Origin of the sequence: Janthinobacterium sp. NKUCC08_JDC (assembly GCF_019345575.1) — a bacterium.
Taxonomy (GTDB): Bacteria; Pseudomonadota; Gammaproteobacteria; order Burkholderiales; family Burkholderiaceae_D; genus Janthinobacterium; species Janthinobacterium aestuarii.
Genome location: NZ_JAHKQW010000002.1, coordinates 502,970 through 528,400, shown reverse-complemented (window position 1 = coordinate 528,400; position 25,431 = coordinate 502,970). Strand labels below are relative to the sequence as shown.

Below are 25,431 nucleotides of genomic sequence, written 5' to 3'. Positions count from 1 at the left end.
TACCATTGATGTAGAGCAAGTTTTGTGTGAAAAATCCACCCAAGAGTGTGAACGAGGACGCAGTGCCGATCTCCAGTCTCGATAAAGCCGACATTGACCGTCTGAATCAGCAAGCCCTGTCTTGCCTGGTCGGCAACCGCCGCCAGGCGCGCCGGCTGGCGCAGATGGCGCTGGCGGCGGCGCAACGGCAACAGTATGCGCGCGGCGGTGCGTATGCGGAACTTAATCATTGCTGGCTTGCGTATTACGCGGGCGAGGCCGAACCGTCATGCGAGCGCCTGGGCGCGTATTTCCAGCACAGCGGCGATCTGGAGGGGGGCATGGAAGTGGCTGCCCTGCAGGGCGCGTATGCGAGCCGGCGCGGCGATTTTGCCGATGCCGAGCAGCATTTCCTGCAGGCGCGCAGCCAGGCCGCGCAGATACCCGACTCGCTGCACAAATTCATGCTGTACGCGCGCCTGGGCGTCGATGCCCTGAACCGTGGCGACACGCAGGACGGCCCGCGCAATTTCCTGCTGGCGCTCGACATCGCCGAGCGCTTCGGCAGCCCCGCGCACCGGGTCAACAGCCTGTCGAACCTGGCGTCGTCGCAGCATGACCTGGGCAACGATGAAGACGCGATTCCCCTGCTGGTCGAGGCGCTCGAGATCATCGGCACGCAAAAGCTCAAATACCAGCAAACCATCGTGTCGGCCAACCTGGCCATGTGTTTATTGGCCACTGGTAAGCCGGCCGAGGCGCTGGCGCTGGTGGAACCGTTTTACGAGTGGCCGGAAGAAGACCTGGCCGTGCGCGCCTTTCTTTTCTGCATTGCCGCCCACGCCGCGATCCTGCTGCGCCAGCCCGACAGTGCCCTGCAATTGCTGTTGCGGGCCGAAGAGTACGCGCGCCGGGGTCAGGACCTGGAAGAGCAGATGCATGCGTGGCTGGTGCGCGGCAAGCTCGACTTGCACGCGGGCCAGACGGCGCAGGCGCTGGCGTCGCTGACGCAGGCGCACAGCCTGCTGAGCTGGACGCGCAATCCATTCCACCAGCAGCAGATCCTGCGCGGCTTGTCCGACATCAATGCCCAGCTGGGCGAATGGCAGGCGGCGTATGGTTTCCTGCAGCAATACCAGGCCGCCTACGAGGCCAGCAGCAAGTCGGCGCGCGCGTCGCGCAGCCTGATGCGCAATCTGGAAAAGGAAATGCACAGCCTGAAAGCCGAGCGCGACAAGGCGCTGGAACTGCAGGCCGCGCGCGAATCGGAAAACGTCAAGCTCGAACACCTGAACCGCGAACTGGCGCACCAAATCCTGCACGTCAATTCCCTGCAGGACAGCCTGAAGGAACAGGCCATGCGCGACCACCTGACGGGCCTGTACAACCGCCGCCATTTTGAAACCTGCCTCAATGCCATCCTGCACGAGGCCGACGCGGATGCGCCCGTGGCCATCGCCATCATCGACCTGGACTTTTTCAAGCGCGTCAACGATACCTACGGGCACAACTTTGGCGACGAAGTGCTGATCCAGTTCGCGCGCCTGGTGGAAGGCCAGCTGCGCGGCACCGATATGGTCTGCCGCTATGGCGGCGAGGAATTTTGCCTGCTGTTGCGCGAAGCCGACAGCCTCATCGCGGCGCACAAGATCGACGATATCGCCGCGCGCTACCGCCAGTTGCTGATCCAGCAGGCGCCGCACAGCTTGACGGGCTGCACCTTTTCGGCCGGCATCGCCGAATATCCGCGCCACGGCGCCGGCCGCCACGAATTGCTGATGCGCGCCGACAGCGCGCTGTATGCGGCCAAGCAGGCGGGCCGCGACCGCGCCTGCATCGCCGACGCTACTGGATAAAGCGCAGCAGTTCGCGCAGCGCGTGCGCCACGGCCTGCTCGCGCACGGCCTGGCGGTCGCCCGCGAACACCAGCCGCTGCGTCTGCACGCGCCCGTCCATGGCCCAGCCGAAGCAGACGGTGCCGACGGGCTTGCCCGGCACGCCGCCCGTGGGGCCGGCGATGCCCGTGGTCGAGACCGCCACGTGGGCTGCGCTGTGGGCCAGGGTGCCTTGCGCCATGGCGGCGGCCACTTCTTCGCTGACGGCGCCGTGTGCGGCGATCAGTTCGGCAGGCACGCCCAGCATGCCGCTCTTGGCCCCGTTGGAGTACGTAACGAAACCCCGTTCGAACCAGGCGCTCGAGCCCGGGATATCGGTGACGGCCTGCGCCACGCCGCCGCCCGTGCACGATTCGGCCGTGGCCAGCAGCAGGCCTTTCGCCTGCAAGGCCAGGCCGAGCGCGGTGGAGAGGGGGACGAGTTCGTTGCTCATGGATGACTCCTGCATGCGGTGAAAATGGTGGCAAGACTGTAGCATGGCCGACGGCAAAAGAAACTTTCCCCGGTACCAGCGAAAATGCGTACACTCTTTTATACATTTGCTACCACTTCGGGCCGGCAGGCGCTCTGTCGCTGCGCCACCCAGGTGCGCATCGCTCGAACAGGCAAGCGGCATGGTGCCGCGCCTTCGTATGCATTATCTTTACTCGGTTGTCATGGCAATTCTGAACTGGACCTGGTGGCGTCATCCTGGCCCCTTGCGCCGCCCCGCGCGCGGCGCCGCTTGCCGTTCCCTGCGCTGGGGCTGGCTATTGCTGCTTTTGGGCGTGCTGTGCGCCGATGCGCGATCGCAGGTGCCGGGGGAACTGGAACGCCAGGTCAAGGCCGGGTATCTGTACAAGTTCGCCGGCTATGTCGAATGGCCCGACGGCAGCTTTGCCCGGCCCGACTCGCCGCTGGTGATCGGCGTGGCGGGCGCCGATGCGCTGGCCGAGCAGCTTGAACAGAGCGTGGCCGGGCATAGCGTCAACGGCCGTGCCGTGCAGGTGAAGAAAGTACGCCGCGGCGAAGCGCTGGCCGGGCTGCACGTGCTGTACCTGGGCGCGCTGGAGAAAACGGCGCTGCAGGAAATGCTGGCCGCCAGCCGTGGCCTGGCGTTGCTGACGGTGTCCGATTCGGATGAGGTCTACGCGATGGGCAGCATGATCAATTTTGTGATGGCCGAAGACAAGGTCCGCTTCGATGTGGCCTTGAAACCCGTGGCGCAGGCGCATATCCGCATCAGCGCGCGCATGCTGCTGGCCGCCTACCGCGTGCAGACTGGGGGCGCCTAGATGATCAGACTGCGTTCCATCCGCCACAAGCTGATGTCGGTGGTCTTGCTGACCACCCTGGTGGCGCTCGTCATTTCGCTGGGCACCATCGTCGTCTACGACTTGCGCGCCTACCACCGCAACCTGGTGGCCGACATCAGTACCCAGGCCGAGCTGCTCGGGCATATGAGTTCGGCCGCGCTGGCCTTCGACGACGAACGCCTGGCGCTGGAAAACCTCAATTTGATGCGCATCCGTCCGCGCGTGACGGCCGGCGCCCTGTACAAGGCCGACGGCAGCCTGTTTGCCAGCTACCGCGCGCATCAGCACGTGGGCGAACTGCCGGCGAAGGCGGGCCAGGAAGGCGTCAGCATCGCGGGCAAATCCGTCGAATTGTTCAAACCCATCGTCGACAATGGCGAACTGCTGGGCACCGTGTATCTGCGCGCCGATTACGAGCTGGCCGGCCGCACGGCCGATTACCTGGCCATCGCGCTGGGCGTGACGGTGCTGGCGCTGCTGGTGGCCTTGCTGCTGCTGCGCCGCCTCGATTTCGTCATCACGCAACCGATCCTCGACATCGCCGACGTGGCGCGCGAAGTGATCGAGACGGGCGATTATTCGCGCCGCGCGCGCAAGCTCAGCGTCGACGAAGTGGCGCAGCTGGTCGATTCCTTCAACAAGATGCTGGCCGAGATCGAGCTGCGCACGCAGGCGCTGGAGCGCTCGAACGGCGAGCTGGCGCGCGAAGGCGAGCAGCGCACCGAGGCGCAGCAGGAAGTCATGCGCCTGAACCAGGAACTGGAAGTGCGCGTGCACGAGCGCACGATGCAACTGGAAATGACGAATGGCGAACTGGCCATGGCGATGGAAGAGGCGCGCAGCGCCAACTACGCCAAGTCGGCGTTTTTGTCGTCGATGAGCCATGAATTGCGCACGCCGCTCAACGCCATCCTGGGCTTCGCGCAAATCCTCAGTTCCGACCGCCTGCCGTCGACCCTGGAACAAAAGAAGGAGTTCGCCGGGCATATCCTGAAATCGGGGCGCCACCTGCTGACACTGATCAATGAAATCCTCGACCTGGCCAAGGTGGAATCGGGCACGGTCAGCCTGTCGCTGGAACCGGTGGGCCTGGACGCTATCTTGCAGGAATGCCGCGACATGATCGCGCCGCTGGCCAGCCAGCGCGGCATCGGCATGACCTTTCCCGACGCCTGTCCGCTGAACGTGCTGGCCGACCGCACGCGCCTCAAGCAAATCCTGTTGAACCTGTTGTCGAATGCGCTCAAGTACAACCGCGAGCAGGGGCAGGTGGCCATCGATTGCGCGCCGCAGGCGGCCGGCCGGGTGCGCATCAGCGTGCGCGATACGGGCGTGGGCCTCGACGGCGAGCAGGTGGCGCTGCTGTTCCAGCCGTTCAACCGGCTGGGACAGGAGGGCGGCACGGAAGAAGGCAGCGGCATCGGCCTGGTGGTCACCAAGCGCCTGGTGGAGCTGATGGATGGCAGCATCGGCGTGACCAGCGCACCCGGCGAGGGCAGCACCTTCTGGATCGAGCTGCGCGTGGTCGACGCCTTGCCCATGCCTGCGGCACCCGCCTTGCCGCGGCCGGACCTGGCCGGGGCGCTGCTCGATCACAGCGCCCCCGTGACCTTGCTGTACGTGGAAGACAATCCCGCCAACCTGACCCTGGTCGAGGAAATCGTGCGCTACTGCCCGCAATTGCAGCTGTTGACGGCCACCGATGGCCGCCTGGGCGTGGAAATGGCGCGCACGCACCTGCCGCAGCTGATCCTGATGGACATCAATCTGCCGAACGTGAATGGCACGGACGCGCTGAAACTGCTGCGCGCCGATCCGCGCACGGCGCACATTCCCGTCATCGCCCTGACGGCCAACGCCATGCCGGGCGACGTCGAGCGCAGCATGGCGCTGGGGTTCTACCGCTATCTGACCAAGCCGATCAACCTCGATGAATTTACCGAGGCGATCAACAGCACCCTGGCCTATGTGGCGCAGCAGCGCCGGCAGAAGGGAACGGGCGCGCCATGATCAGCCAGGCCGATATCTACGCGGCGAAAATTCTCCTCGTCGACGACCAGGAAGTCAATCTGCGCCTGCTCGAGCATTTGCTGCAAAGCGGCGGCTACACGGCCATCACCAGCACCCTCGACGCGCGCGCGGTGGCCGGCCTGCACCAGCGCCACCAGTTCGACCTGATCATCCTCGACCTGGTGATGCCCGGCATGAGCGGCTACGAGGTGATGGATGCCCTGCGTCCGCTGGAGCTGGAAGGCTACCTGCCCGTGCTGGTGATCGCCGCCGACCCGGACGCCAAGTTGGCGGCGCTGGAAGCGGGCGCGCGCGACTTCATCAGCAAGCCCTTCGACGCGCTCGAGGTGCTCACGCGCATCCGCAACATGCTCGAAGTGCGTCTGCTGCACCGCGCCGCGCGCCACTACAACACCCTGCTCGAACGCACGGTGGGCCAGCGCACGGCCGAACTGCAGCGCTTTCGCGGCGCCATGGATGCCACCACGGACGCCATCTTCCTCGTCGACGTGCTGGGCATGACCCTGGTCGACGTCAACGACGGCGCTTGCCGTTTGCTTGGCTATGCGCGCACCGAACTGCTGGCGCTGGCGCCGGGCACCTTGCTGCCATCGCCGCCGGCCCCGCCGCTGGCCGCGCTGCCGGGCGGCGCGGCCCATCTGGCCACGGAAGTGACGGAGTACGAACTGGTGCGGCGCGACCTGAGCCTGATCCCCGTGGAACTGGGCTGGCACTGGTATGCGCAAGCGCCCGTGACGGGCGGCTATTCTGGCACCCCTGGCGCGGGCGGCCTGCTGCTGATCGCCGTGGCGCGCGACATCAGCGAGCGGCGCCAGGCGCAGGAGCGCCTCAAGCACCTGGCCCATTACGATGGCTTGACGGGGCTGCCGAACCGCAGCCTGTTCTACCAGACCCTGGCCCAGGCCGTGGAACTGGCGCAAGAGAAAAGCTGGCGCATCGTGGTGCTGTTCATCGCGCTCGACCGTTTTAAAAGCATCAACGACACCCTGGGCGCGGCGCTGGGCGACGAATTGCTGCGCCAGTTCAGCAACCGCCTTGTCGAATGCGTGCGCCTGCGCGACACGGTGGGGCGATTGGGCAACGACGAATTCGCACTGATACTGACCATGAGCCGCAACCAGCAGGAAGCCGTCGCCGTGGCCAACCAGGTGCGCGAAGCCTTGCGTGCGCCATTCGACTTGCGCGGCCACGCGGCCACCCTGACGGCCAGCATCGGCATCGCCATGTATCCGGACGACGCCACCGACCCGGAAACCCTGATCAAATATGCGAATACGGCCATGGGCGGCGCCAAGCAGGCGGGCCGCGACGGCTACCGCTTTTTCACGGCCGGCATGAACGTACAGGTGCTGGCGCGCCTGGACCTGGAACTGGCGCTGCGCCATGCGCTCGAACACGATCAATTCATCCTGTACTACCAGCCCAAGGTGGATTTGCGCACGGGCCGCATCAGCGGCGTGGAAGCGCTGCTGCGCTGGCGCCGTCCCGGCTACGGCCTGGTGGCGCCCGCCGAATTCGTGCCGGTGCTGGAAGACACGGGGTTGATCGTGCGCGTGGGTGCCTGGGTGATCCAGGCCGCCTGCCGCCAGATCGCCGAATGGCGCGACAGCGAAGTGGGGCCAGTGCACGTGGCCGTGAACGTGTCGAGCCGCCAGTTTGCCGAAGGCGACCTGGAAGGCGAAGTGACGCGCGCGCTGGCGCATCACAACGTGGCGCCGGAATTGCTGGAACTGGAATTGACGGAAACGGCGTTGATGTCGAACGCCGAGCGCACCATCGTCGTGCTGGGCAAACTGAAGAAAATCGGCGTGAAGGTGGCCATCGACGATTTCGGTACCGGTTATTCGAGCCTCGCGTATCTGCAGCGCTTCCCCATCGACAAGCTGAAGATCGACATCGCCTTCGTGCGCAACATCACCAGCAACCCGAACGACGCGGCCATCGCGCTGGCCATCGTCAGCATGGCGCACAGCCTGAAACTGAGCGTCGTGGCCGAGGGCGTGGAATCGCGTCCGCAGCTCGAATACCTGCGGCGCAACCGCTGCGACGAGATCCAGGGTTTCTATTTCAGCCGCGCCCTGCCGGCGCTGGAACTGGGGCAGATGATCGTCGCCGGCGCCGGTCTGCCGCCCGGCCACGACCCGGCCGCGCAGCCCGCGCAGACGCTGCTCATCGTCGACGACGACGTCAACGTGCTGTCGTCGCTGCACCGCCTGTTCCGTCCCGAGGGCTACCAGATCCTTACGGCCAGCACGCCGGCCGAAGGGTTTGAAATGCTGGCCCTGCACAGGGTGCACGTGATCGTCTGCGACCAGCGCATGCCGAGCATGAGCGGCACGGAGTTTTTGAGCAAGGTGAAGGAGCTGTACCCGGAAACCATCCGCATCATCCTGTCCGGCTACACGGGCCTCGAAGCCGTGCTCGACTCGATCAACCGGGGCGCCATCTACCGTTTCTATACGAAGCCGTGGGACGACACCCAGCTGCGCGACAACATCCGCCTGGCCTTCCAGCACTACTGGATGGTGAACCAGCCGGGGCTGGCGCGGGTGGCGGTGCGCTAGCTCAATCGGTGAAGTGGTCGAAGGAAGACAGCTGCAGATCGAGCGGCTGCCCTGCCGCATCCACCAGCCGCAAGCCCGCTTTGGCCTCGATGCTGCCCACGCGCGTGGCTGGTGTGGCGCAGCTGGCCGCCAGGGCGGCGATGGCGTCGCGCGAGGAAGCGGGCGCCGTGAAGCACAATTCATAATCGTCGCCGCCGGCGGCCGTGTGGCGGCGGCGCAGGTCGGTCGCTTGCTGCGCCAGTATCGGGCCGGCAGGCAGGGCGTCGACGTCGAGCGTGGCGCCCACCTGCGACGCTTTCAAGATGTGACCGAGGTCTCCCACCAGACCGTCCGAGATGTCGATGGCCGCATGCGCGAGGCCCGCTTCGGCCAGCGCGCAGCCGAGCGCCACGCGCGGCGTCGGCGTGTGCATGCGCGCGCCTGCCATGGCCAGGTCGGCTGGCGACAATGCCTGTTCCTTGCGGTAGCCGGCCAAGGCCAGGCGCGCGTCGCCCAAGGTGCCGCTGACCCAGATGTCGTCGCCCGCCACGGCCGCGCTGCGGCGCAGGGCCTGGCCCGGCGCCAGTTCGCCGAACACGGTGATGCAGATATTCAAAGGGCCCTTGGTGGTGTCGCCGCCGATGAGTTCGCAATTAAACGCGTCGGCCAGCGCAAACAGGCCGTCGGCAAAGCCGGCCAGCCAGTTGCGCTCCGCTTGCGGCAGGGCCAGGGCCAGGGTAAATGCCACGGGGCGCGCGCCCATGGCGGCCAGGTCGGACAAATTCACGGCCAGGCTTTTGTGGCCGAGCATGCGGGCGTCGGCGCCGGCAAAGAAGTGCCGGTCCTCGACCAGCATGTCCGACGAGATGGCGATCTGCTTGCCCGCGCCGGGCGTGATCAGCGCGCAATCGTCGCCGATGCCCAGGGTGGCGCGGCCGGGGCGCTGGCGCACGAAATATTGTTTGATCAGGTCGAATTCGGAAAGCGCGTCGTGTGGGGCCATGGCGTGGTCAGTTCGTTGAGTGAGGGTGTGGCCCGGCTATTATAGGCTGGCATACAATAGGCGCCTTTGCCACTGCCGAACAGCTTGCCATGCCCCTCCCCGATATTCACGTCTTACTGCAATCCTGGCTCGACCACGGCTGGCTGCGCGACCCGCAAGCCGTCGGCTTGCGCACCTTCGAAGCGCAGGAGCTGGCGGCGCGCGGCTTCGACGCCATCAGCGACGGCGGCCAGCTGTGCCTGTACGAAGATGCGCGCCTGTTCCGCCGCGCCGGCCGGCCCGTGCCGGCGTCGTTCAAGGTGTATCTGCAGCGCGGCCAGTTGGGTGCGAATGGCCTGGAACTCGGTTATCAGGTGCATCTGGCCGGTTTTCTGCGCGCGGCGCGGCAGCCTTTGCCGACGTGTCGCGTGCTGCTGGAACAAGGTGGCCGCAGCGGCGCCCTGCTGTTCGAGAATGGCCTGGTGCTGCAGTTTTGCGCCAACTTGCGTGGCAAGCCGCGCCATTACTACCTGACCCTGGTCGAGGGACATGTGGCCGATGCCCAGCTTCCGGACCGCGACAGCGATATCGACTTGCGCGCGGCCAGCGCGCGCCATGTCCAGGCCATCTACGGCAGCCGCGACCCTGCCGAACTGCGGCGCCTGGCCCGGCGCGGCAATGCGGCGCTGCGCGAACTGGCGAGTCTGCTCGCCTAAGCTTTCTTCGCCTGCGCCATGCCGTGCAGCAGCTTGGCCAGCAACTGGTCGAGCTGGCGCTGCTCGTCCGCGCTGAGCGCCGACAGCATGGCGCGCTCGTTCTCCACGTGCAGCAGCACCAGCTTTTCTATCAATTCCAATCCCTTTTGTGTCAGGGCCACCAGCACGCCGCGCCGGTCCGTCGGGTGCTTCTGTCGCTCGATCCAGCCGGCCGCTTCCAGCCGGTCGATGCGGTTGGTCATGCCGCCCGAAGACAGCATGGCCGCCTCGTACAGGGCCGTCGGCGTCAGGCTGTAGGGCGCGCCCGAGCGGCGCAAGGTCGCCAGCACGTCGAATTCGCCCGGCTGCAAGCCGTGTTCGGCGAACAGCGGATTGAGCCAGTCGCGCGCCATCAGTTGCGCCACCGTGCCCAGCTGGCCTACCAGCTGCATGGCGCGCGTGTCCATCTGCGGCAGCTCGCGCTGCCATTGTGCGGCGGCAAATTGCGCGCGCGTGTGTTCTTGCGGGGTAGTTGTCATGGGCATCCATTTATCTTGACCTCAAGATAGATTTCTATCTTTATGTTAAGATACTTTTCATCGAGTCATATTTGATGACGCATTAAACCATGTGCCTCCCAGCGAGGCAAGGACTATCCCATGCCTTCCGCCCGACCTGCCGCATCCCTTTCTGCTTCAGCTTCTTCGGCCCTGCTGGTGGCTGCCATCATCCTGCTGGGCTTGAACCTGCGGCCCATCCTGGCCGCCATCGGCCCCTTGCTCGACAGCATCCAGGCCGGCACGGGCCTCAGCAATGCCGATGCGGGCTTGCTGACCACCGTGCCCGTGTTCGCCATGGGCCTGTGCGCGCTGGCGGGCGCGCAGCTGCAGCGCCGGCTGGGCGTGGCGCGCGGCATCTCGCTGGGCATCGCCATCATCGCTGCCGCCTGCGCGCTGCGCTGGCCCTTGCATGGCAGCGGCGGCCTGATCGCTACGGCGGCCCTGGGCGGCCTGGGCATCGCGCTGGTGCAAGCCTTGCTGCCCGCCTTCATCAAGCGCCATTTCCCCGAGCGGGCAGGCCAGCTGATGGGCTTTTATACGACGGGCATCATGGGCGGCGCCGCTATTGCCGCCGCGTCCGCTTCACCGTTGGCGCAATCGCTGGGCTGGCAGGCGCTGCTGGCCCTGTGGGCGCTGCCGGCCGTGGCCGCCGCGCTGCTGTGGCGCCGCGCATCGGCCGCGCGCGTGGAGGTGTCCGGCGGCGCGGGCGCCAGCCTGCCCGTGGGCAGTGGCCGCGCCTGGCTGCTGATGGTGTTCTTTGGCATCGGCACGGGCGCCTACACCCTGGTGCTGGCCTGGCTGCCGCCGTTTTACACGGAGCTGGGCTGGAGCGCGGCCGACAGCGGCTTGCTGCTCGGTGGCCTGACTTTGGTGGAAGTGCTGGCGGGACTGGTGATTTCCAGCGTCATCCACCGTTTCCCCGACCGCCGCATCCTGTTGCTGGCCGTCCTGCTGGCCGTGCTGGGCGGCCTGGCCTGCCTGATTGTGGCGCCCGCGCAACTGGCGTTGCCCGCCGTGATATTGCTGGGCTGCGGCATCGGCGCTTTGTTCCCCTTGTCGCTGATCGTCAGCATGGACCACGTGGTTGAGCCGGCCGGCGCCGGCGCACTGCTCGGTTTCGTGCAGGGCGGCGGCTACATCATCGCCAGCAGCATGCCGTTCATCGCCGGCCTGATACGCCAGCACTCGTCCAGCCTGGCCCAGGCGTGGATGGTGATGGCGGCCGGCGTCGTGGTGCTGCTGCTGATCGCCGTGCGCTTCGCGCCCGGGGCGCGGCTGGCCAATGCCCGCTAAGGTGCGCGTGCCGTGCGCCGGCAGCTGATATATTTCGCCCATGCACATCGTCGACCACTATTTGGCAGGATTGCGCCAGGCCTTGCCACCGGAGCCGCTGGCGGAGCTGGCGCTGGCCAGCGGCGCCAGCGCGGCACAACTGGCCAGCTTGCGCCACGCGTATCCGCTGTGCCCGGACAGCCTGCTGCGCTTGCTGGGCCAGTACAACGGCACCTATTATCAGGAGTACGCGGGCGGCATGGTGCTGGTGTACATGCTGGGCTCGGACGTGTTTGAGTATCCGTATTACCTGAGTTCCGTCGAGCAGATCCTGCAGGACGGGCAAGCGAACCAGCGCAGCATCGCCGATATCTATGGCCATTACCTGGAGGAAGATCCCGGCATCGTCGACGCCCGCATCGACGCCGGTATCCAGCAAGGCCAGCGCCTGTGTTTTTCGCATTGCATGAACAATGGCGGCTCCTCGCGGCTGTATATCGATTTCACGCCCGCGGCGTCGGGCAAGGTCGGACAGGTCGTGCGCTTCCTGCATGACCCCGACAATTACCAGGTCATCGCCGACAGCTTCGACGCTTATCTGCAAATGCTGATCGATGGCGGCTATGCATTCCTGATCGAGGACTATTTTGAATAGTTGCGCCACGCCGCCATCCCTGCAGCCCGCCAACCGCCGCATCGTGCTGTCCGGCGAGGATGCGCTGCGCATCCTGCGCGAGATCGAATTTTTGTTAATGTCGCTCAATAACATCGGCCGCCATTATTATCCCGACGGCGACGATGACGGCGCCGATGCCCAGCGCCGTGCGCAGTATTGCGCCGAGACGACGCGCTTCATCGACGTGCAGCAGGCGACGACGCGCCTGGCGCTGATGCGCCGCATCCTGTCCGCCCCATTCGACACCACTCTCGGGGACGACGAGATGGACGATATCGAGCGCGCCGTCGCCGCGCTGCCGCTGTGGCGTGCTCCCGGTCAGCGATCATAAAAACTAATTGAAATCTAAAATTTGATAGTTTTTCCTGTTGAGGACGTTTGTGCCGCCGGACGGCCTTACAATGCTAGGTTATGCGTTTTCGTGATATCAGACTGTGGCTAGCGGAAAATACCTAGCTAATTGAAAGAATCGGTCTGATAAAATCCGGAACACCCGATCGACCAAACAGGAAGGCAGCACAGCATGGATTCGTCATCTGATAAAAAAGAAGAATTGCGTCAACAATTGCGCTTGGCCGCACTCGAGTATCACGAGTGCCCGCGCCCCGGCAAAATCAGCGTGACGCCGACCAAACAACTGACCAACCAGCGCGACCTGGCACTGGCCTACTCGCCAGGCGTGGCGGCACCGTGCGAAGAAATCGTCATCGATCCGGCCAATGCCTATAAATATACGGCGCGCGGCAACCTGGTGGCCGTCATCACCAACGGCACGGCCGTGCTGGGACTGGGTAATATCGGCCCGCTGGCCGCCAAGCCGGTGATGGAAGGCAAGGGCGTGCTGTTCAAGAAATTCGCCGGCATCGACGTCTTCGACATCGAGATCAACGAGATGGATCCCGATAAACTGGTCGACATCATCGCCTCGCTGGAACCGACCTTCGGCGGCGTGAACCTGGAAGACATCAAGGCGCCCGAGTGCTTCTACATCGAGCGCCAGCTGCGCGACCGCATGAAGATTCCCGTCTTCCATGACGACCAGCACGGCACCGCCATCATCGTCGGCGCGGCCATCCTGAACGGCCTGAAAGCCGTCGGCAAGAAAATCGAGGACTGCAAACTGGTCGTGTCGGGCGCGGGCGCCGCGGCGCTGGCCTGCCTGGACCTGATCGTCGACCTGGGCTTCCCGCTGAAAAACATCTACGTCACCGACCTGGCCGGCGTCGTCTACAAGGGCCGCACGGAACTGATGGACCCGGACAAGGAACGCTTCGCGCAAGACACGCCGCTGCGTACCCTGGCCGAGATCATCCCGGACGCCGACATTTTCCTCGGCGTCTCCGCCGGCGGCGTGCTGAAGCAAGACATGGTGCGCAAGATGGCGCCGAATCCGTTGATCCTGGCGCTGGCCAATCCGAATCCGGAAATCCTGCCGGAAGAAGTCAAGGCCGTGCGCAGCGACGCCATCATCGCCACGGGCCGTTCGGACTATCCGAACCAGGTCAACAACGTGCTGTGCTTCCCGTACATCTTCCGTGGCGCCCTCGATTGCGGCGCGACGACGATCACGCGCGAAATGGAAATCGCCGTCGTGCACGCGATCGCCGACCTGGCGCATGCCGAGCAGTCCGACATCGTGGCCACCACGTATGGCATCAGCAACCTGTCGTTCGGTCCTGAATACCTGATCCCGATGCCGTTCGATCCGCGTCTGCTGATCAAGATCGCGCCAGCGGTGGCCAAGGCGGCCGAGGATTCCGGCGTCGCCACGCGTCCGATCAAGGACTTGCAAGCGTACGCGGACAGCCTGCAGCAATTCGTCTACCGCAGCGGCACCTTCATGAAGCCGCTGTTCCTGATGGCCAAATCCACGCCGGCCGAACTCAAACGCATCGTCTACGCCGAAGGCGAAGAAGAGCGCGTGCTGCGCGCCGTGCAAGTGGTGGTCGATGAAAAACTGGCGCGTCCTATCCTGGTCGGCCGTCCACCGGTGCTCGAAGCGCGCATCCAGAAGTTCGGCCTGCGCCTCAAGCAAGGCGTCGACTTCGACGTCATCAACCCGGACTTCGACGAGCGCTATCGCGATTACTGGAACACGTATTACGCGATGACGAGCCGCAAGGGCGTCACCGAGGAATACGCGAAGCTGGAAATGCGCCGCCGCCACACCTTGATCGGTTCGATGATGATCCACAAGGGCGACGCCGACGGCATGATCTGCGGCACCTTCGGCACCACCCAGCTGCACCTGAAATACATCGACCAGGTGCTGGGCAAGCGCGCCGGCAGCAATGTCTACGCCGCCATGAACGTGCTGATCATGCCGGAGCGCCAGCTGGTGATGGTCGACACGCACGTCAATGAAAACCCGGACGCCGAGCAGCTGGCCGAGATCACCATCATGGCCGCCGAAGAGATGACCCGTTTCGGCCTGTCGCCGCGCGCGGCCCTGCTGTCGCACTCGAACTTCGGTTCCAGCGACAGCGCCTCGGCGCAAAAGATGCGCGCCGCCCTGGCCATCGTCAAGGAACGCGCGCCGGACCTGGAAATCGACGGCGAAATGCACGGCGATACGGCCCTCGACAGCAAGCTGCGTCAAAAACTGATGCCCAATTCGGCACTGAAAAACGACGCCAACCTGCTCGTCATGCCGAACATCGAGTCGGCCAACATCGCCTACAATCTGGTGAAAACGGCGGCCGGCAACGGCATCGCCGTGGGCCCGATCCTGCTCGGCTGCGCCAAGCCCGTGCACATTCTGACGCCATCGGCCACCGTGCGCCGCATCGTCAACATGACGGCGCTGTGTGTTGTTGACGCTGTCGCCCAGCGCAAAGTCTAAGGCTGTCGCTGTCAGTTAAAAGCCGCGCCATCCGCAAGGGTGGCGCGGCTTTTTACGTCAGTGCGCCATCGGCAAGGCTATCGCCAGGAAAGTGAAAGTTATTTGATGTGCATCAAAATGCTTGGCCCGCTGCCGGCCATAATGGCATCGAGCTCCTTGCCCTTCCAGTGGTCTGCATCGGCGCCGGCGCCATCTGTCCGGCACTGTTTTGTGTGACGCAACAACGCTGGCCGTGGCGGGAGTTCACTTTTCAAGCGGCCGCATGGCTTTCCTCTTTCTCTGCCCAGCGCAGCCGGATGGCGTCGATGGCGGGCAGTTCCTTGACAAACAGATCGACCAGCCGCGCATCGAAATGGCTGCCTTGTTGCGCTTGTAAATAGCCCACGGCGTCCGTCACCGACCACGCGCGCTTGTACGGGCGCACCGAGGTCAGTGCGTCGAAGACGTCGGCCACGGCGATGATGCGTCCCGCCAGCGGGATCGCCTCGCCCGCCAAGCCGTTCGGGTAGCCGCTGCCATCCCATTTTTCATGGTGCGACAGGGCGATCTCGCGCGCCAGCGCCAGCATGCCGCCTGCGGCATGTTCGCCGATGATGTCGGCGCCGATGCGCGCGTGCGTCTGCATGATGGCCCATTCGTCCGCGTCGAGCTTGCCCGGCTTTTGCAGGATGCGGTCGGGGATGCCGATCTTGCCCACGTCGTGCATGGGCGCCGCGTGCAGCAGGTCGTCCGCGGCGGCCTCGTCCATGCCGGCGGCCACGCCCAGCAGGCGCGCGTAATGGCTCATGCGGATCACGTGCAAGCCCGTTTCATTGTCCTTGTACTCGGCCGCCAGGCCCAGGCGCTGGACGATCTGCAGCCGCGTTTCCTTCAGTTCGTCGATGCGCACCAGCGACAGATGCGTGCGCACACGGGCCCGCACGATGGCGGGGCTGAGCGGCTTGGTGATGTAATCGACGGCGCCCGCTTCAAAACCGCTCAGTTCATCGCGCATGTCGTTCAGGGCCGTGACGAAAATGACGGGGATGGCGGCCGTCAGCGGCGCTGCTTTCAGCTGGCGGCAGGTGTCGTGGCCGCTCATGCCCGGCATCATCACGTCGAGCAGGATCAGGGCCGGGCGTTCCTGCTGCGCCAGTTCCAGGGCCCGCGCGCCATCCTTGGCGAACAGCAGCGCGTAGTCGTTCTGCAAGATCTGGCGCAGCAATTGCAAATTGGCCGCTTCATCGTCGACGACGAGAATCACGGGCCTGGCTTGTGCATTCATGGGGACTCCGGGGCGAAGGTGGGCAGCAGGCCGTGCAGGAGCGACTGTGCCAGGGGAAAATCAAAGTCGTCGATGGCGTGCAGCAGCGGCGCCAGCGCATCCGCTTGCGCGCCCATGGCGTGCTGCAATTGGGCTTGCGCCGCGTCATCGAGTTCGCCGCGCTGCAAGGCCTGCAGCAGGGCGCTGGCCGCTTGCCGGGCGGCGGGCGCGTCGATGGCGCTCGTCGTCGTTGCCGCCGGCAATGCAGGCGGTGCCAGCCGGGCGATGGCGGCCAGGGCCGCTGGCCATTGCGTCAGCAGCTTGCCCAGCGTCTCATCGAGCTGCGGCGCCGTGGCGAGGGTGGGACTGGCGCACGCTTGTTCCAGTGCCGCCAGGCTGGCGGCCAGCTGTTCCAGGCCGAGGTTGGCCGCCGCGCCGCGCAGCCGGTGACTTTGCGGCAGGAGCGCCGCGTGGTCGCGTGCTTCGATGGCGGCCTGCAGGGCAGGCGGCACGCGCGGATGCTCGTGTCCAAAGCGGGCCAGCGCCGCGCGGTAGGCGCTGTCGTTGCCGGCCCAGCGCTGCAGGGCGCCCGCATGGTGCAGCACTCTTCCTCCAGCGGGCGCGGGGCTGTCATCGGCCGGCTCCGCCGCCAGGCCCAGCACGCGGGCGATTTCCCGCGACAGCGCCTGCCACTCGACGGGCTTGGTGGCGAAACCGTCCATGCCGGCCGCCCGCGCCGCCTTGCGGTGCGCATCGAGCACGCTGGCCGTCATGGCGATCACGGGCACGCGCGGGCGGCCATCGCGCAGGGCGGCGGCGCGGATGGCTTGCGTGGCGGCCAGGCCATCCATGCGCGGCATTTGCAAGTCCAGCAGCAGAATGTCGAAGTCGTCCTGCTGCGTCAGCTGCAAGGCTTCCACGCCATCGCCTGCCGTGATCACCGTGTGGCCGCGCTTGCCCAGCAGCAGGCTCAGCAGTTCTAGGTTTTGCGGCACGTCGTCGGCGGCCAGCACGCGCAGGGGCGGCAGGCGCACGCTGCGGCGTTCGCTGGCGGGCAGCGCCGCCTGGCGTGCCGGCAGCAAGGGCAGCATGACGTGGAATACGCTGCCGTGCGGCACGCTGGCGTCGGCCCAGATGCGCCCCTGCATCAGGGTCACCAGCTGCCTGCTGATGGTGGTACCCAGGCCCGTGCCGCCAAAGCGCCGCGTGGTCGAAGCGTCCGCCTGCACGAAGGGATCAAAAATGGCGTCGCGCCGTTCCGCAGGGATGCCGATGCCGCTGTCCCGTACCAGCAGGTGCAGCTGGCCGTCGTCGCGGCGCGCCGTCAGGCTGACAGCGCCGCTGGGCGTGAACTTGATGGCGTTGTCGAGCAGGTTGCCCAGCACTTGCCGCATGCGCAATTCGTCGCCATGCAGCACGGCCGGCAGTTGCGGGTCGTACTGCACCTCCATGCGCAAACCCTTGTTGCGCGCATGGATGCCATACGTGGACGCCAGTTCATCGACCAGCGCCAGCAGGCTGTAGTCGCGCATTTCCAGCGCCACGGCGCCCTTGTCCAGCTTGGCCGTATCGAGCACTTCGTTGAGCAGGCGCAACAGCGAGCGGCCGGACTGGCGCACGGTGTTGAGGTGGCGCCGCTGCTCCGGCGCCAGCGGCGAGTCGAGCAGCACATCGGTGAAGCCGAGGATGGAGTTCATCGGCGTGCGGATTTCATGGCTCATGTTGGCGACAAAGCTGGCCCGCGTGGCGGCCGCCAGCTCCGCTTTTTCCTTGGCCTTGCGCAAGTCCTCCTCCATTTGCCGCCGTTCGCTGATATCGAGGATGACGCCGTCGACCCAGCGCACGGCGCCTGCCGCATCGTGCACGACGGTGCCCCGCTCCCACAGCCAGCGGGCCGTGCCGTCGGCATGCAGCAGCCGGTATTCCAGCAGGTAGGGCTCGCCGCTGGCCACGCTGCGGTTGAAGACGTCGACGACGTAGGTGCGCTCTTCGCTGGCAATCAGTCCCGTGATGCTGCGGCGCGGTGCGGCGCCGAGAAAGTCGGCGGGCGGATAGCCGGTGACGGCTTCCACACCATCGCTGATGAACAGCATGGGCTGGTTTTCCGCCGTGGTGCAGCGAAAGGCGATGCCGGGAATATTGCCGATCAGCGAGCGCAATTGTTGCTCGCTTTCGCGCAGGGCGGCCAGCATGGCGCGCCGTTCGCTGATGTCCGTAATGAACAGTACATACAAATCCTGGTCGGCCAGACGCGCGCTGGCCACCGAACGCTGCACGGCGACCGGTATGCCATCCTTGCGCAGGTAGACGATTTCCTCGCTGGACTGGAAAGCGCCAGCCTCGCCCGTGCGCAGGTAATGCAGCAGGCCGTGCTGTTCCGACTGGCGCACGTCGCTGACCAGCACGCTGACATGGCGGCCGACAATTTCCACCGCCCGCCAGCCGAGGATGCGCTCGGCGGCGCCGTTGAAGTCGATGATGCTGCCGTGCCGGTCGATGGTGATGACGCCGTCGACCGTGCTTGTCAGCAGCGAACGGGTCCAGTGTTCGCTCTGGTTCAGGTGGCGAAACAGTTCGCGGTAGCGCAAGATGCCCACGGCCGAGGCGACCAGGATCGTCAGGGCAATGGTCAGCAGGGTCACGCTGATCACCAGCATGGGCCGGTTGGCATCGGCATCATTGCCCGGGGGAATCGTCCCCACGAAGCGCGCCGCCTGCATGCCCATGTAATGCATCCCGGTAATCGCGCAACCCATGACGCAGGCGCTGATCAGCGTGCGCTGCGACGAGGGCACGCGGCTACTCCAGCCGCGCAAGCCGAAACGTATCCACAGGGCCAGGGTGGCCAGCGCCACGGCAACGACGAGCGACAGTGCGAACAGCAGCGGATCGTAGCGCAGCGACAGGCCCATGCGCATCGCCTGCATGCCCGTGTAATGCATGGCGCCGATGCCCAGGCCCACCAGCAAGCCGCTGCGCAGCAGCAGCGGCGCCGTGACGGCGCGCCGGCTGATGGTGGCCAGGGCCACGAACGAGGCCGCCACGCTGGGCACGATGGACAGCAAGGTCAGGCCCGGATCGTAATCGACGTTAGTGCCCAACTCGAAGGCCAGCATGCCGATGAAATGCATGGCCCACACGCCGCAGCCCAGCGCCAGGCTGCCGGCCAGCAGGCACAGCAAGTGCAAGCGGCGGCTGATGCTCGCCTGTGCACGGCTGTACGCCGTCATCTGGAAAGCCATCCACGACGTGAAAATGGCGATCACGAGCGATAGCAGCACGAGGCCCGGCGCATGCTGGCCGTGGTGCAGCTGGGCCGGATCGGCGGGAAGGTGGAACAGATGCTGGATGCTGGCAGGTATCATCGTAGGCAAACAGGTGACGCGCTTGGCGCCGGCACCGGAGCCTGCCGCCACTGCGGGTGATCGATGCGAATTACCTTACCAGATTTCGGGAAACAAATATCTTAATTGTAATTATTTTCCCTGTCGTACAAGCCATTCCCGAGCGGGATAGGTGGGCCGCGGACTTGTCGTGCCCGTGGAATGGCGATACTGGCGAGGAAGTTGCCATCAAGAATTGTGTGGTTTTTTTGCAAGGTGCGACGCCTTGCCTGGTGTCATGCTACATTCGCGTCCTGTTTTTTCTGAAAGGATGAGGATGCCTTCAAGTGACAACTTCTTGCGGCATAATCAGCAAGCCTGGGATGCCCAGGCTGTACAGAACAGCCCATGGTCGCAGCCTGTCGACTGCGCCACCATCGCCGCGGCGCGCGCCGGGCAGTGGCAAATCCATTTGACGCCCGGCCCCTTGCCGGCCGGCTGGCTGGGCGATGTGCAAGGCAAGCGTATCCTGTGCCTGGCCGGTGCCGGCGGGCAGCAGGCGCCCGTGCTGGCCGCTGCCGGCGCGCACGTGACCGTCTTCGATTTATCTGGGCAGCAACTGGCGAAAGACCGCATGGTGGCTGAACGCGACGGCTTGTACCTGGCCACCGTGCAGGGTGACATGCGCGACCTGCGCCATTTTGCCGACGCCAGTTTCGACCTCATCGTGCACCCCGTGTCGAACCAGTACGTGCCCGACATTGCTCCCGTGTGGCGCGAATGCGCACGCGTGCTGGCGGACGGCGGCGTGCTGCTGAGCAGTTTCTTCAATCCGGCCGTGTTCATCGGCGACCGCGATCCGCAATGGGCAAAACAGGGCTTGATACGTCCCCGTTTTGTGCTGCCGTATTCGGATGTGGAGGATATGCCAGCCGATGCGCTGGCGGCGCGCATGGACAGGGGCGAGGCGCTGATCTTCGGCCACGGCCTGGACAGCCAGATCGGCGGCCAGCTGGCGGCGGGGTTCGTGCTGGCAGGCTACCACGAGGAAATGCATCCCCAGCCGCGCTTTGAAATTGAAAAATACCTGCCCAGCTTTATCGCCACGCGCGCCGTCAGGCTGGCGCGCGCGTTAGCTTAATTGTAGGGCTGCAGATCGAGCCATACGGCGTACGACAGGCGCTTGCCATTCCACAGGCCGCCGCCGCGGATGACGGCGTCGCACGAGGTCAGCTGGCCCACCAGGTCCATGCGGCCCAGGTTGCGGCGCAGGCGCAGGGCGTCGTTGTGCGACAGGTAGCCGACCAGCAGGCCATCGATGAAGACGGCGATGGCCTTGTCCTGGAACGGGTTGGCATCGTCGCAGACGAGCAGGGCCAGGCATTTTTCTTCCGCATTGCCGGGACCGTGCTCGCCGGCCAGCTTGGCGATGGCGGGCTGGTACATCGATTCGTTTTCCACTTCCGACGCAAAGCGTCCCTCATCGCTCCAGTGGTGCGCAGGGGCGCCGGGAGGAATCGCCGGCACGTACTGGCGCACCGAGACGAGCGGCTTGTGCAGCGGTTTGACGGGCGTGCGGCCACTGAAGACGTAGTACAGCAGGGCGGTGACGATCACGATGGCAAGCAGGTAAAGCATGGTATCTCTCTGATTTCTAAGGGGGGAGCCGGGCTCGCGGGCGCGCCGCGCGGCGTTGCCGCTACTATAGCAAGTTCGCCGCCTGGTCCCGCGTAAATCTGCCCATGATTTGCCGCCGGCGCCGCAGTGCCAGCGGGTCGCTCAGCACGATGGGCGAGGCGCCAGTCAGCCCCGAATAATACTGGCCGTGCTGGCGCAGCACGATGGCGTAGGCACGCAGCGCGTGGCCGTGCGCCAGCATGCGCGCGTCGCAATCGACCTCGATGGCAAAGCGCAGCCGGTGCAGTTGCCACCACAGGGGCAGGTTCCAGGGCATGAGCACGATCAAGGCGTACGCCACGGCCAGCAGCAGCGGATCGCGCGCGGCCAGCCGGCATTGCTCGTGCGCCAGCAGCAGCGCCTGTTGCTGCGGCAGAATCAATCGCAGCCAGACCGGCATCACGATGCGGGGCCGCAGCAGTCCCGCCACGCAGGGACCGATGCCGCCGCTCAGGAAGACGGGCGTGCCCAGCAAGGTGCTCTTTTGCCAGCGGCGCTGGTGCGACAGCAGCCAGACGCTGCGCAGCAGCAATATCAACAGCATGCCCATCGACAAGACAAACCAGCCCAGCTTCAGCTGCGCCTGTTCCGCCGGCATGGCCGCCAGCACGCCGGGCAGCCATGCCAGGGGCAAGAGGACGGACGCGGCGATGGCCGCCAGCCACAGCCAGCGCGTCGTGCGGCCGCGCCGCTGCAGCAGGCGCTCGGCGCCCCAGGCGGCAGCGCTCAACAGCAGCGCCAGCGCCATGCTGCAAACCAGCCAGACCGGCACTAGCGTGTCAACGCCATGCCGACGGAGGCGGGCGCCGTGTGCTTGAAACCGAATTGCGCGTACAAGTCTTGCGCCTGGCCGTCGGCGATCAGGCTGACGTACGCGCTTTCCGGCACCTCCGTCTCGATGAATTGCATGATCTCGCCCATGATGCGTTTGCCCAGGCCCTTGCCCTGGTGGGCCGGCAGCACGGCGATATCGGTGACCTGGAAGAAGCAGCCGCCATCGCCGATGACGCGGCCGATGCCCACCACCTCGTCGCCATGCAGGATTTGCACGGCAAACAGCGAGTTCGGCAAGCCCTTGGCCGCCGCCGCCGCGCCTTTTGGGCTCATGCCGGCGGCAACGCGCAGGTGCTGGTAGGTGGCGATGGAGGGAATGGCCAGGCGGGTGGTGTAGGACGATGCTGCGGTCAAGGCGGTCTCCTGTGCAATATGGATGGAATGGCCATTATAGGCGGCACGCTTTATTCGCCGCGCGCTATGTTGTCCGCAGCGCTTTTGCGCTATGGTGGCGTCATCCATCCATTTGTTGAAAGCACGCCATGTCCGCAGGATTTACCGCCACCGAGTTGTCCGTCATTAATGAAGACGATGCCCTGATCACCACCCTGGCCGCGCCAGCCGGCAAAGGCGAGCCCGTCTACCTGATGCTGCAGCGCGCCAACGAATACGACGAGCAGGACGTGGCCATGGGCATGGACGAGCCCTACATCGAATACGGCGGCCAGGAATTCGCCTGGTATGGCCATATGCACGCCGTGATTTTGCATCCGAACCGATTGTCCGTGCAGATGGATGCCGAGGCCGCCATGCAAATGGATGACGACGGCCAGATCGACGTGCGTTTCAATTTGACGCCAGAGCGCTACGCCCAGCTGCAGCAGGCGCTGCGCACCACGTTCGAGGGCTGCGATTATTATCGCGAGGAACGCTGATCTGCGGGGAAGGCGCCGGCCAGCTGGCCGGCTTGCTGCCCATGCGGGCGCTGACGTAAAAAAACCCGCAGCATCTGGCGATGGGCGGGTTTGATCAGGTGCGACTAAAGTGTTCTGTGGTGCCGGGAGCCGGAATCGAACCGGCACGCTGTTTCCAGCGCGGGATTTTGAGTCCCGTGCGTCTACCTATTCCGCCATCCCGGCAACGCGAGACGCATTATCACTGATTTGTCACAATCTGGCAAGTTTTATGCTTGGCGCGTGTTTTGCACAAGCGTTGAAAGTCTTTGAACGCGCCGATTCCAGCGCAAGAAGCGGAGTGCCGCGCTTGTCCAGTCGTCCTATCGTGTCCCTTCATTCACCTGGAGGGATATCCCATGAAGCAACTGGAAAACAAGGTCGCCATCATCACGGGCGCCAGCTCGGGCATCGGTCATGCGGCGGCGCGGCTGTTTGCCCGCCATGGTGCGCGGCTGGTGCTGGTGGCGCGGCGGCGGACGGAGCTCGATGCGCTCGTGGCGCAACTGGCGGACGGTGGCGCGCAAGCCGTGGCCTGTGCCGGCGATGTGGGCGACGCCGCGTGCGCGCAAGGGGCCGTGGCGCTGGCGCTGCAACGCTTTGGTGGCCTCGATATCGCTTTTAATAATGCGGGCACCCTGGGGCCCATGGGGCCCACGCACGAAGTTGCCCTGGAAGACTGGCGGGCGACGGTCGATACCAATCTCACGAGCGTCTTCCTGGCGGTAAAATACCAGTTGCCAGCCATGGCGGCGCGTGGCGGCGGCTCGCTGATTTTTACCTCGACCTTCGTCGGCCATACCTTGGGCATGCCCGGCATGGCGGCGTATGCGGCCAGCAAGGCGGGCGTGATCGGCTTGACGAAGGCCCTGGCGGCCGAGTATGGCGCGGCGGGCATCCGCGTGAATGCCTTGTTGCCGGGCGGTACCGATACACCGTTGGGGCGGCAAGTGGCCAATACGCCCGAGGCGCAGGCCTTCGTGGCCGGACTGCACGCATTGAAACGCCTGGCCACGCCGGACGAGATCGCCCGCTCGGCGCTGTACTTGGCGTCCGATGCATCGAGCTTTACCACGGGCACGGCGCTGCTGGCCGACGGTGGCGTATCCATCGTACGGGCATAACGGGGCGCCGAAAACGCCGACGGCCCGGGAGTGAGCCGGGCCGTCGGTGCTGTACTGCTAGATCAAGCTCAGTTGTGAGCCGAGTTCAGCTGGCGCGCGATGATGTCGTGGTTGAGCCAGACGACCGGTGCCGGCGGTTCCGACATGGTGTGGAACATCAGCGGGCCCGTGCCTTCCAGTACCAGCGAGCTCAGGTGGTCGGTGATCAGTTCCTTGCGGTCCTTGTGCAGCTTGGTGATGTCGTCCGATGTACCGATCATGACGTCGGCCAGTTCCGGCGTGTTGTCCATCGGCCAGGCGGCGAAGTTGCGGAATTGCACGCTGGTCGCGTCGCCATTGTAGGCGGCGATACGGTCGAGCAAGTCTTGCAGCGAAACGCCATCTTCCAGCAAGCCCTGGCAGATTTTCCATTGCTCTTCGGCCCAGGCGCTGCCGCCTTCTTTTTTCAGCGCGTCGAGCAGCGGGAACAGGGACAGTTCCACGCCGACGAAGATGTCGGACGAGTTCGTGCGGATTTCCGGGCAATTGAAGACGGTGGCCTTGATGCCTTTGTCCCACGCGGCCTTGGCCACGTTTTCCAGGCGCATCTTCGCCAGGCCTTGCGTGTAGTTGCTGTAGGTTTGCCACTGGTACTTGCCGTCGATCAGGATCTCGGTGCCGTGGTAGCCGTAGGCGCTGTAGCGCACCTGGCCGCCCGTTTGCTCGATGCGGGCGCGGATGGCGGCGCTGCCGTCGATCAGGTGCTGCAGGGTGTTGGCCGTGACTTCGTCGAAGTTCATCAGGATCAGCTTGCCCAGGTCGCTGTCGAGCAGGGCGCGCGAGGACATGAAGCGCTCGCCGCGGCCTTTGTAGATGCGGTTGGCAATGGCCAGGAAGACTTTGACTTTCGGAATGCCGCCAGCCATGGTGTGGGCGAAATACACATTGCTGCCGTCAGGAATCAGGCTGTCCAGCTCGGCCATGGCTTTGGCCACGGAAGCGGTGAAGCGGGCGATGCCGGCTTCGCGGCAGCGTTCGATCTGCGCCCAGTCCAGCTTGTCTTCCTGCCAGCTCTTCAGGGTCATGTCGGCCAGCAGGGCCGTCGGCGTCGGTTCGCCGGCTGGCGCGTCGAGGTCGAAACCGGCCATCAGCGGCACATTGATGATGCGGCCGCCCAGGTTGGCTTCCGCTTCGGCCAGCTCTTCCGCGTTCAGCGGGCGCAGCGCCATGTTTTCATCGCGGCGGCCGACCGTCATGCCGACGATATTCATGCCCGCCTTGCGCGCTTCGTCCAGCAAGCCATTTACATAGCCGCGGCCGAACAGCTCGCCGAACAGCACAAAGGTGTCGCCCTTGCGGAAGATATTTTTTTGCGGGATGTCTCTTAAGGACGTGATCTCGGTCATGGTGTCAATTCATTCTAAAATTAGCAGGGCAGATGGCTGGTGCGACTGCCCGCTGGTTCAACATAGTTGTAAATTATGCGCCATTTCAGCGAGGAAAATTCTGTTGCGAACGATTCTCGTCTGGAATGGCATCTTCTTCTGCATGCAGCTCTTATTCTTTCGCCATGGCGTATTTTACGCTG

Annotated in this window: 21 protein-coding genes and 1 tRNA gene; 12 read left to right on the top strand and 10 right to left on the bottom strand. The window is 65.1% G+C overall.

From position 1 onward, the window contains the following. Positions 1–26: 26 nt before the first annotated feature. Entirely contained in the window at positions 27–1,835 is a 1,809-nt protein-coding gene (locus KO538_RS08375) for a diguanylate cyclase (RefSeq protein WP_374106836.1), read from the top strand. Here the strand turns inward: KO538_RS08375 and KO538_RS08370 are convergent. Beyond that, on the bottom strand, positions 1,825–2,307 hold the full coding sequence (locus tag KO538_RS08370; protein WP_219328018.1) for a CinA family protein: 483 nt from the start codon (positions 2,305–2,307) through the stop codon (positions 1,825–1,827). The genes KO538_RS08375 and KO538_RS08370 overlap by 11 nt on opposite strands. A 223-nt stretch (positions 2,308–2,530) precedes the next feature. Here KO538_RS08370 and KO538_RS08365 point away from each other — a divergent pair, with 223 nt between their 5' ends. From KO538_RS08365 to KO538_RS08355, 3 genes are read left to right on the top strand one after another with little or no spacing between them, the layout of a single operon-like run. Beyond that, positions 2,531–3,148: a YfiR family protein gene (locus tag KO538_RS08365; protein WP_161781465.1), complete on the top strand. Its 618-nt coding sequence runs from the start codon at positions 2,531–2,533 to the stop codon at positions 3,146–3,148. Beyond that, on the top strand, positions 3,149–5,179 hold the full coding sequence (locus tag KO538_RS08360; protein ID WP_219328017.1) for an ATP-binding protein: 2,031 nt from the start codon (positions 3,149–3,151) through the stop codon (positions 5,177–5,179). Further along, positions 5,176–7,764, top strand: coding sequence for an EAL domain-containing protein (locus KO538_RS08355; protein WP_219328016.1), 2,589 nt, complete (start codon positions 5,176–5,178; stop codon positions 7,762–7,764). The genes KO538_RS08360 and KO538_RS08355 overlap by 4 nt, the downstream gene beginning before the upstream one ends. 1 nt (position 7,765) lies before the next feature. Here KO538_RS08355 and thiL read toward each other — a convergent pair whose 3' ends face one another. After that, positions 7,766–8,746 (bottom strand): thiamine-phosphate kinase, encoded by a 981-nt coding sequence (thiL, locus tag KO538_RS08350; protein ID WP_219328015.1) that lies wholly within the window; start codon positions 8,744–8,746, stop codon positions 7,766–7,768. Between the two features lie 89 nt (positions 8,747–8,835). Here thiL and KO538_RS08345 point away from each other — a divergent pair, with 89 nt between their 5' ends. After that, complete coding sequence (locus tag KO538_RS08345) at positions 8,836–9,441, top strand: hypothetical protein (RefSeq protein ID WP_219328014.1); 606 nt, start codon at positions 8,836–8,838, stop codon at positions 9,439–9,441. Here the strand turns inward: KO538_RS08345 and KO538_RS08340 are convergent. Then, positions 9,438–9,959: a MarR family winged helix-turn-helix transcriptional regulator gene (locus KO538_RS08340; protein WP_219328013.1), complete on the bottom strand. Its 522-nt coding sequence runs from the start codon at positions 9,957–9,959 to the stop codon at positions 9,438–9,440. The two genes, KO538_RS08345 and KO538_RS08340, sit on opposite strands and share 4 nt — an antisense overlap. Before the next feature lie 120 nt (positions 9,960–10,079). On the opposite strand from KO538_RS08340, the gene KO538_RS08335 reads away from it, so the two are divergent. The 4 genes from KO538_RS08335 (at position 10,080) to KO538_RS08320 (ending at position 14,770) form a co-directional block, all read left to right on the top strand. Further along, entirely contained in the window at positions 10,080–11,273 is a 1,194-nt protein-coding gene (locus KO538_RS08335; RefSeq protein WP_219328012.1) for an MFS transporter, read from the top strand. Positions 11,274–11,313: 40 nt separating this feature from the next. After that, positions 11,314–11,907 carry an SMI1/KNR4 family protein gene (locus KO538_RS08330; RefSeq protein WP_034746200.1) on the top strand — a complete coding sequence of 198 codons (594 nt, stop codon included), beginning with the start codon at positions 11,314–11,316 and terminating at the stop codon, positions 11,905–11,907. Continuing rightward, positions 11,900–12,259, top strand: coding sequence for a hypothetical protein (locus KO538_RS08325; protein WP_200872972.1), 360 nt, complete (start codon positions 11,900–11,902; stop codon positions 12,257–12,259). Before KO538_RS08330 ends, KO538_RS08325 begins: the two co-directional genes overlap by 8 nt. Before the next feature lie 192 nt (positions 12,260–12,451). Beyond that, positions 12,452–14,770 (top strand): NADP-dependent malic enzyme, encoded by a 2,319-nt coding sequence (locus KO538_RS08320; protein ID WP_034746204.1) that lies wholly within the window; start codon positions 12,452–12,454, stop codon positions 14,768–14,770. Between the two features lie 250 nt (positions 14,771–15,020). Here the strand turns inward: KO538_RS08320 and KO538_RS08315 are convergent, their stop codons facing one another. Both KO538_RS08315 and KO538_RS08310 read right to left on the bottom strand, forming a co-directional pair. Further along, positions 15,021–16,034, bottom strand: a complete 1,014-nt coding sequence (locus KO538_RS08315) for a two-component system response regulator (RefSeq protein WP_219328011.1) — start codon at positions 16,032–16,034, stop codon at positions 15,021–15,023. Beyond that, positions 16,031–19,378 carry an MHYT domain-containing protein gene (locus tag KO538_RS08310; protein WP_219328156.1) on the bottom strand — a complete coding sequence of 1,116 codons (3,348 nt, stop codon included), beginning with the start codon at positions 19,376–19,378 and terminating at the stop codon, positions 16,031–16,033. The genes KO538_RS08315 and KO538_RS08310 overlap by 4 nt, the downstream gene beginning before the upstream one ends. Positions 19,379–19,673: 295 nt before the next feature. Between KO538_RS08310 and KO538_RS08305 the strand changes: the two genes are divergently transcribed. Continuing rightward, positions 19,674–20,477, top strand: coding sequence for a class I SAM-dependent methyltransferase (locus tag KO538_RS08305; RefSeq protein ID WP_219328010.1), 804 nt, complete (start codon positions 19,674–19,676; stop codon positions 20,475–20,477). Here the strand turns inward: KO538_RS08305 and KO538_RS08300 are convergent. The 3 genes from KO538_RS08300 to KO538_RS08290 form a co-directional block, all read right to left on the bottom strand. After that, the gene (locus KO538_RS08300) at positions 20,474–20,974 is read right to left on the bottom strand and encodes a hypothetical protein (RefSeq protein WP_219328009.1); all 501 of its coding nucleotides are present in this window, start codon (positions 20,972–20,974) and stop codon (positions 20,474–20,476) included. The genes KO538_RS08305 and KO538_RS08300 overlap by 4 nt on opposite strands. Positions 20,975–21,038: 64 nt before the next feature. Further along, entirely contained in the window at positions 21,039–21,785 is a 747-nt protein-coding gene (locus KO538_RS08295) for a M56 family metallopeptidase (RefSeq protein ID WP_219328008.1), read from the bottom strand. Next, positions 21,785–22,201, bottom strand: coding sequence for a GNAT family N-acetyltransferase (locus KO538_RS08290; protein WP_051990762.1), 417 nt, complete (start codon positions 22,199–22,201; stop codon positions 21,785–21,787). The genes KO538_RS08295 and KO538_RS08290 overlap by 1 nt, the downstream gene beginning before the upstream one ends. Positions 22,202–22,329: 128 nt before the next feature. Here KO538_RS08290 and KO538_RS08285 point away from each other — a divergent pair, with 128 nt between their 5' ends. Beyond that, the gene (locus KO538_RS08285; RefSeq protein WP_219328007.1) at positions 22,330–22,722 is read left to right on the top strand and encodes an Imm10 family immunity protein; all 393 of its coding nucleotides are present in this window, start codon (positions 22,330–22,332) and stop codon (positions 22,720–22,722) included. A gap of 117 nt (positions 22,723–22,839) precedes the next feature. On the opposite strand, the gene KO538_RS08280 is transcribed toward KO538_RS08285, so the two are convergent. Then, positions 22,840–22,926 (bottom strand) — tRNA-Leu (locus KO538_RS08280). Positions 22,927–23,099: 173 nt separating this feature from the next. Between KO538_RS08280 and KO538_RS08275 the strand changes: the two genes are divergently transcribed. Further along, positions 23,100–23,864 carry an SDR family oxidoreductase gene (locus KO538_RS08275; protein WP_219328006.1) on the top strand — a complete coding sequence of 255 codons (765 nt, stop codon included), beginning with the start codon at positions 23,100–23,102 and terminating at the stop codon, positions 23,862–23,864. 68 nt (positions 23,865–23,932) lie between these two features. On the opposite strand, the gene KO538_RS08270 is transcribed toward KO538_RS08275, so the two are convergent. Beyond that, entirely contained in the window at positions 23,933–25,249 is a 1,317-nt protein-coding gene (locus KO538_RS08270) for a hypothetical protein (RefSeq protein WP_219328005.1), read from the bottom strand. Positions 25,250–25,431 lie beyond the last annotated feature (182 nt).

Coding starts and splice junctions, on each gene's coding strand:
- KO538_RS08345 (WP_219328014.1), top strand. CDS start 8,836: ATGCCCCTCCCCGATATTCACGTCTTACTGCAATCCTGGCTCGACCAC.
- KO538_RS08355 (WP_219328016.1), top strand. CDS start 5,176: ATGATCAGCCAGGCCGATATCTACGCGGCGAAAATTCTCCTCGTCGAC.
- KO538_RS08305 (WP_219328010.1), top strand. CDS start 19,674: ATGCCTTCAAGTGACAACTTCTTGCGGCATAATCAGCAAGCCTGGGAT.
- KO538_RS08360 (WP_219328017.1), top strand. CDS start 3,149: ATGATCAGACTGCGTTCCATCCGCCACAAGCTGATGTCGGTGGTCTTG.
- KO538_RS08320 (WP_034746204.1), top strand. CDS start 12,452: ATGGATTCGTCATCTGATAAAAAAGAAGAATTGCGTCAACAATTGCGC.
- KO538_RS08370 (WP_219328018.1), bottom strand. CDS start 2,307: ATGAGCAACGAACTCGTCCCCCTCTCCACCGCGCTCGGCCTGGCCTTG.
- KO538_RS08300 (WP_219328009.1), bottom strand. CDS start 20,974: ATGCTTTACCTGCTTGCCATCGTGATCGTCACCGCCCTGCTGTACTAC.
- KO538_RS08330 (WP_034746200.1), top strand. CDS start 11,314: ATGCACATCGTCGACCACTATTTGGCAGGATTGCGCCAGGCCTTGCCA.
- KO538_RS08310 (WP_219328156.1), bottom strand. CDS start 19,378: ATGATACCTGCCAGCATCCAGCATCTGTTCCACCTTCCCGCCGATCCG.
- KO538_RS08335 (WP_219328012.1), top strand. CDS start 10,080: ATGCCTTCCGCCCGACCTGCCGCATCCCTTTCTGCTTCAGCTTCTTCG.
- KO538_RS08315 (WP_219328011.1), bottom strand. CDS start 16,034: ATGAATGCACAAGCCAGGCCCGTGATTCTCGTCGTCGACGATGAAGCG.
- KO538_RS08270 (WP_219328005.1), bottom strand. CDS start 25,249: ATGACCGAGATCACGTCCTTAAGAGACATCCCGCAAAAAAATATCTTC.
- thiL (WP_219328015.1), bottom strand. CDS start 8,746: ATGGCCCCACACGACGCGCTTTCCGAATTCGACCTGATCAAACAATAT.
- KO538_RS08285 (WP_219328007.1), top strand. CDS start 22,330: ATGTCCGCAGGATTTACCGCCACCGAGTTGTCCGTCATTAATGAAGAC.
- KO538_RS08275 (WP_219328006.1), top strand. CDS start 23,100: ATGAAGCAACTGGAAAACAAGGTCGCCATCATCACGGGCGCCAGCTCG.
- KO538_RS08365 (WP_161781465.1), top strand. CDS start 2,531: ATGGCAATTCTGAACTGGACCTGGTGGCGTCATCCTGGCCCCTTGCGC.
- KO538_RS08340 (WP_219328013.1), bottom strand. CDS start 9,959: ATGACAACTACCCCGCAAGAACACACGCGCGCGCAATTTGCCGCCGCA.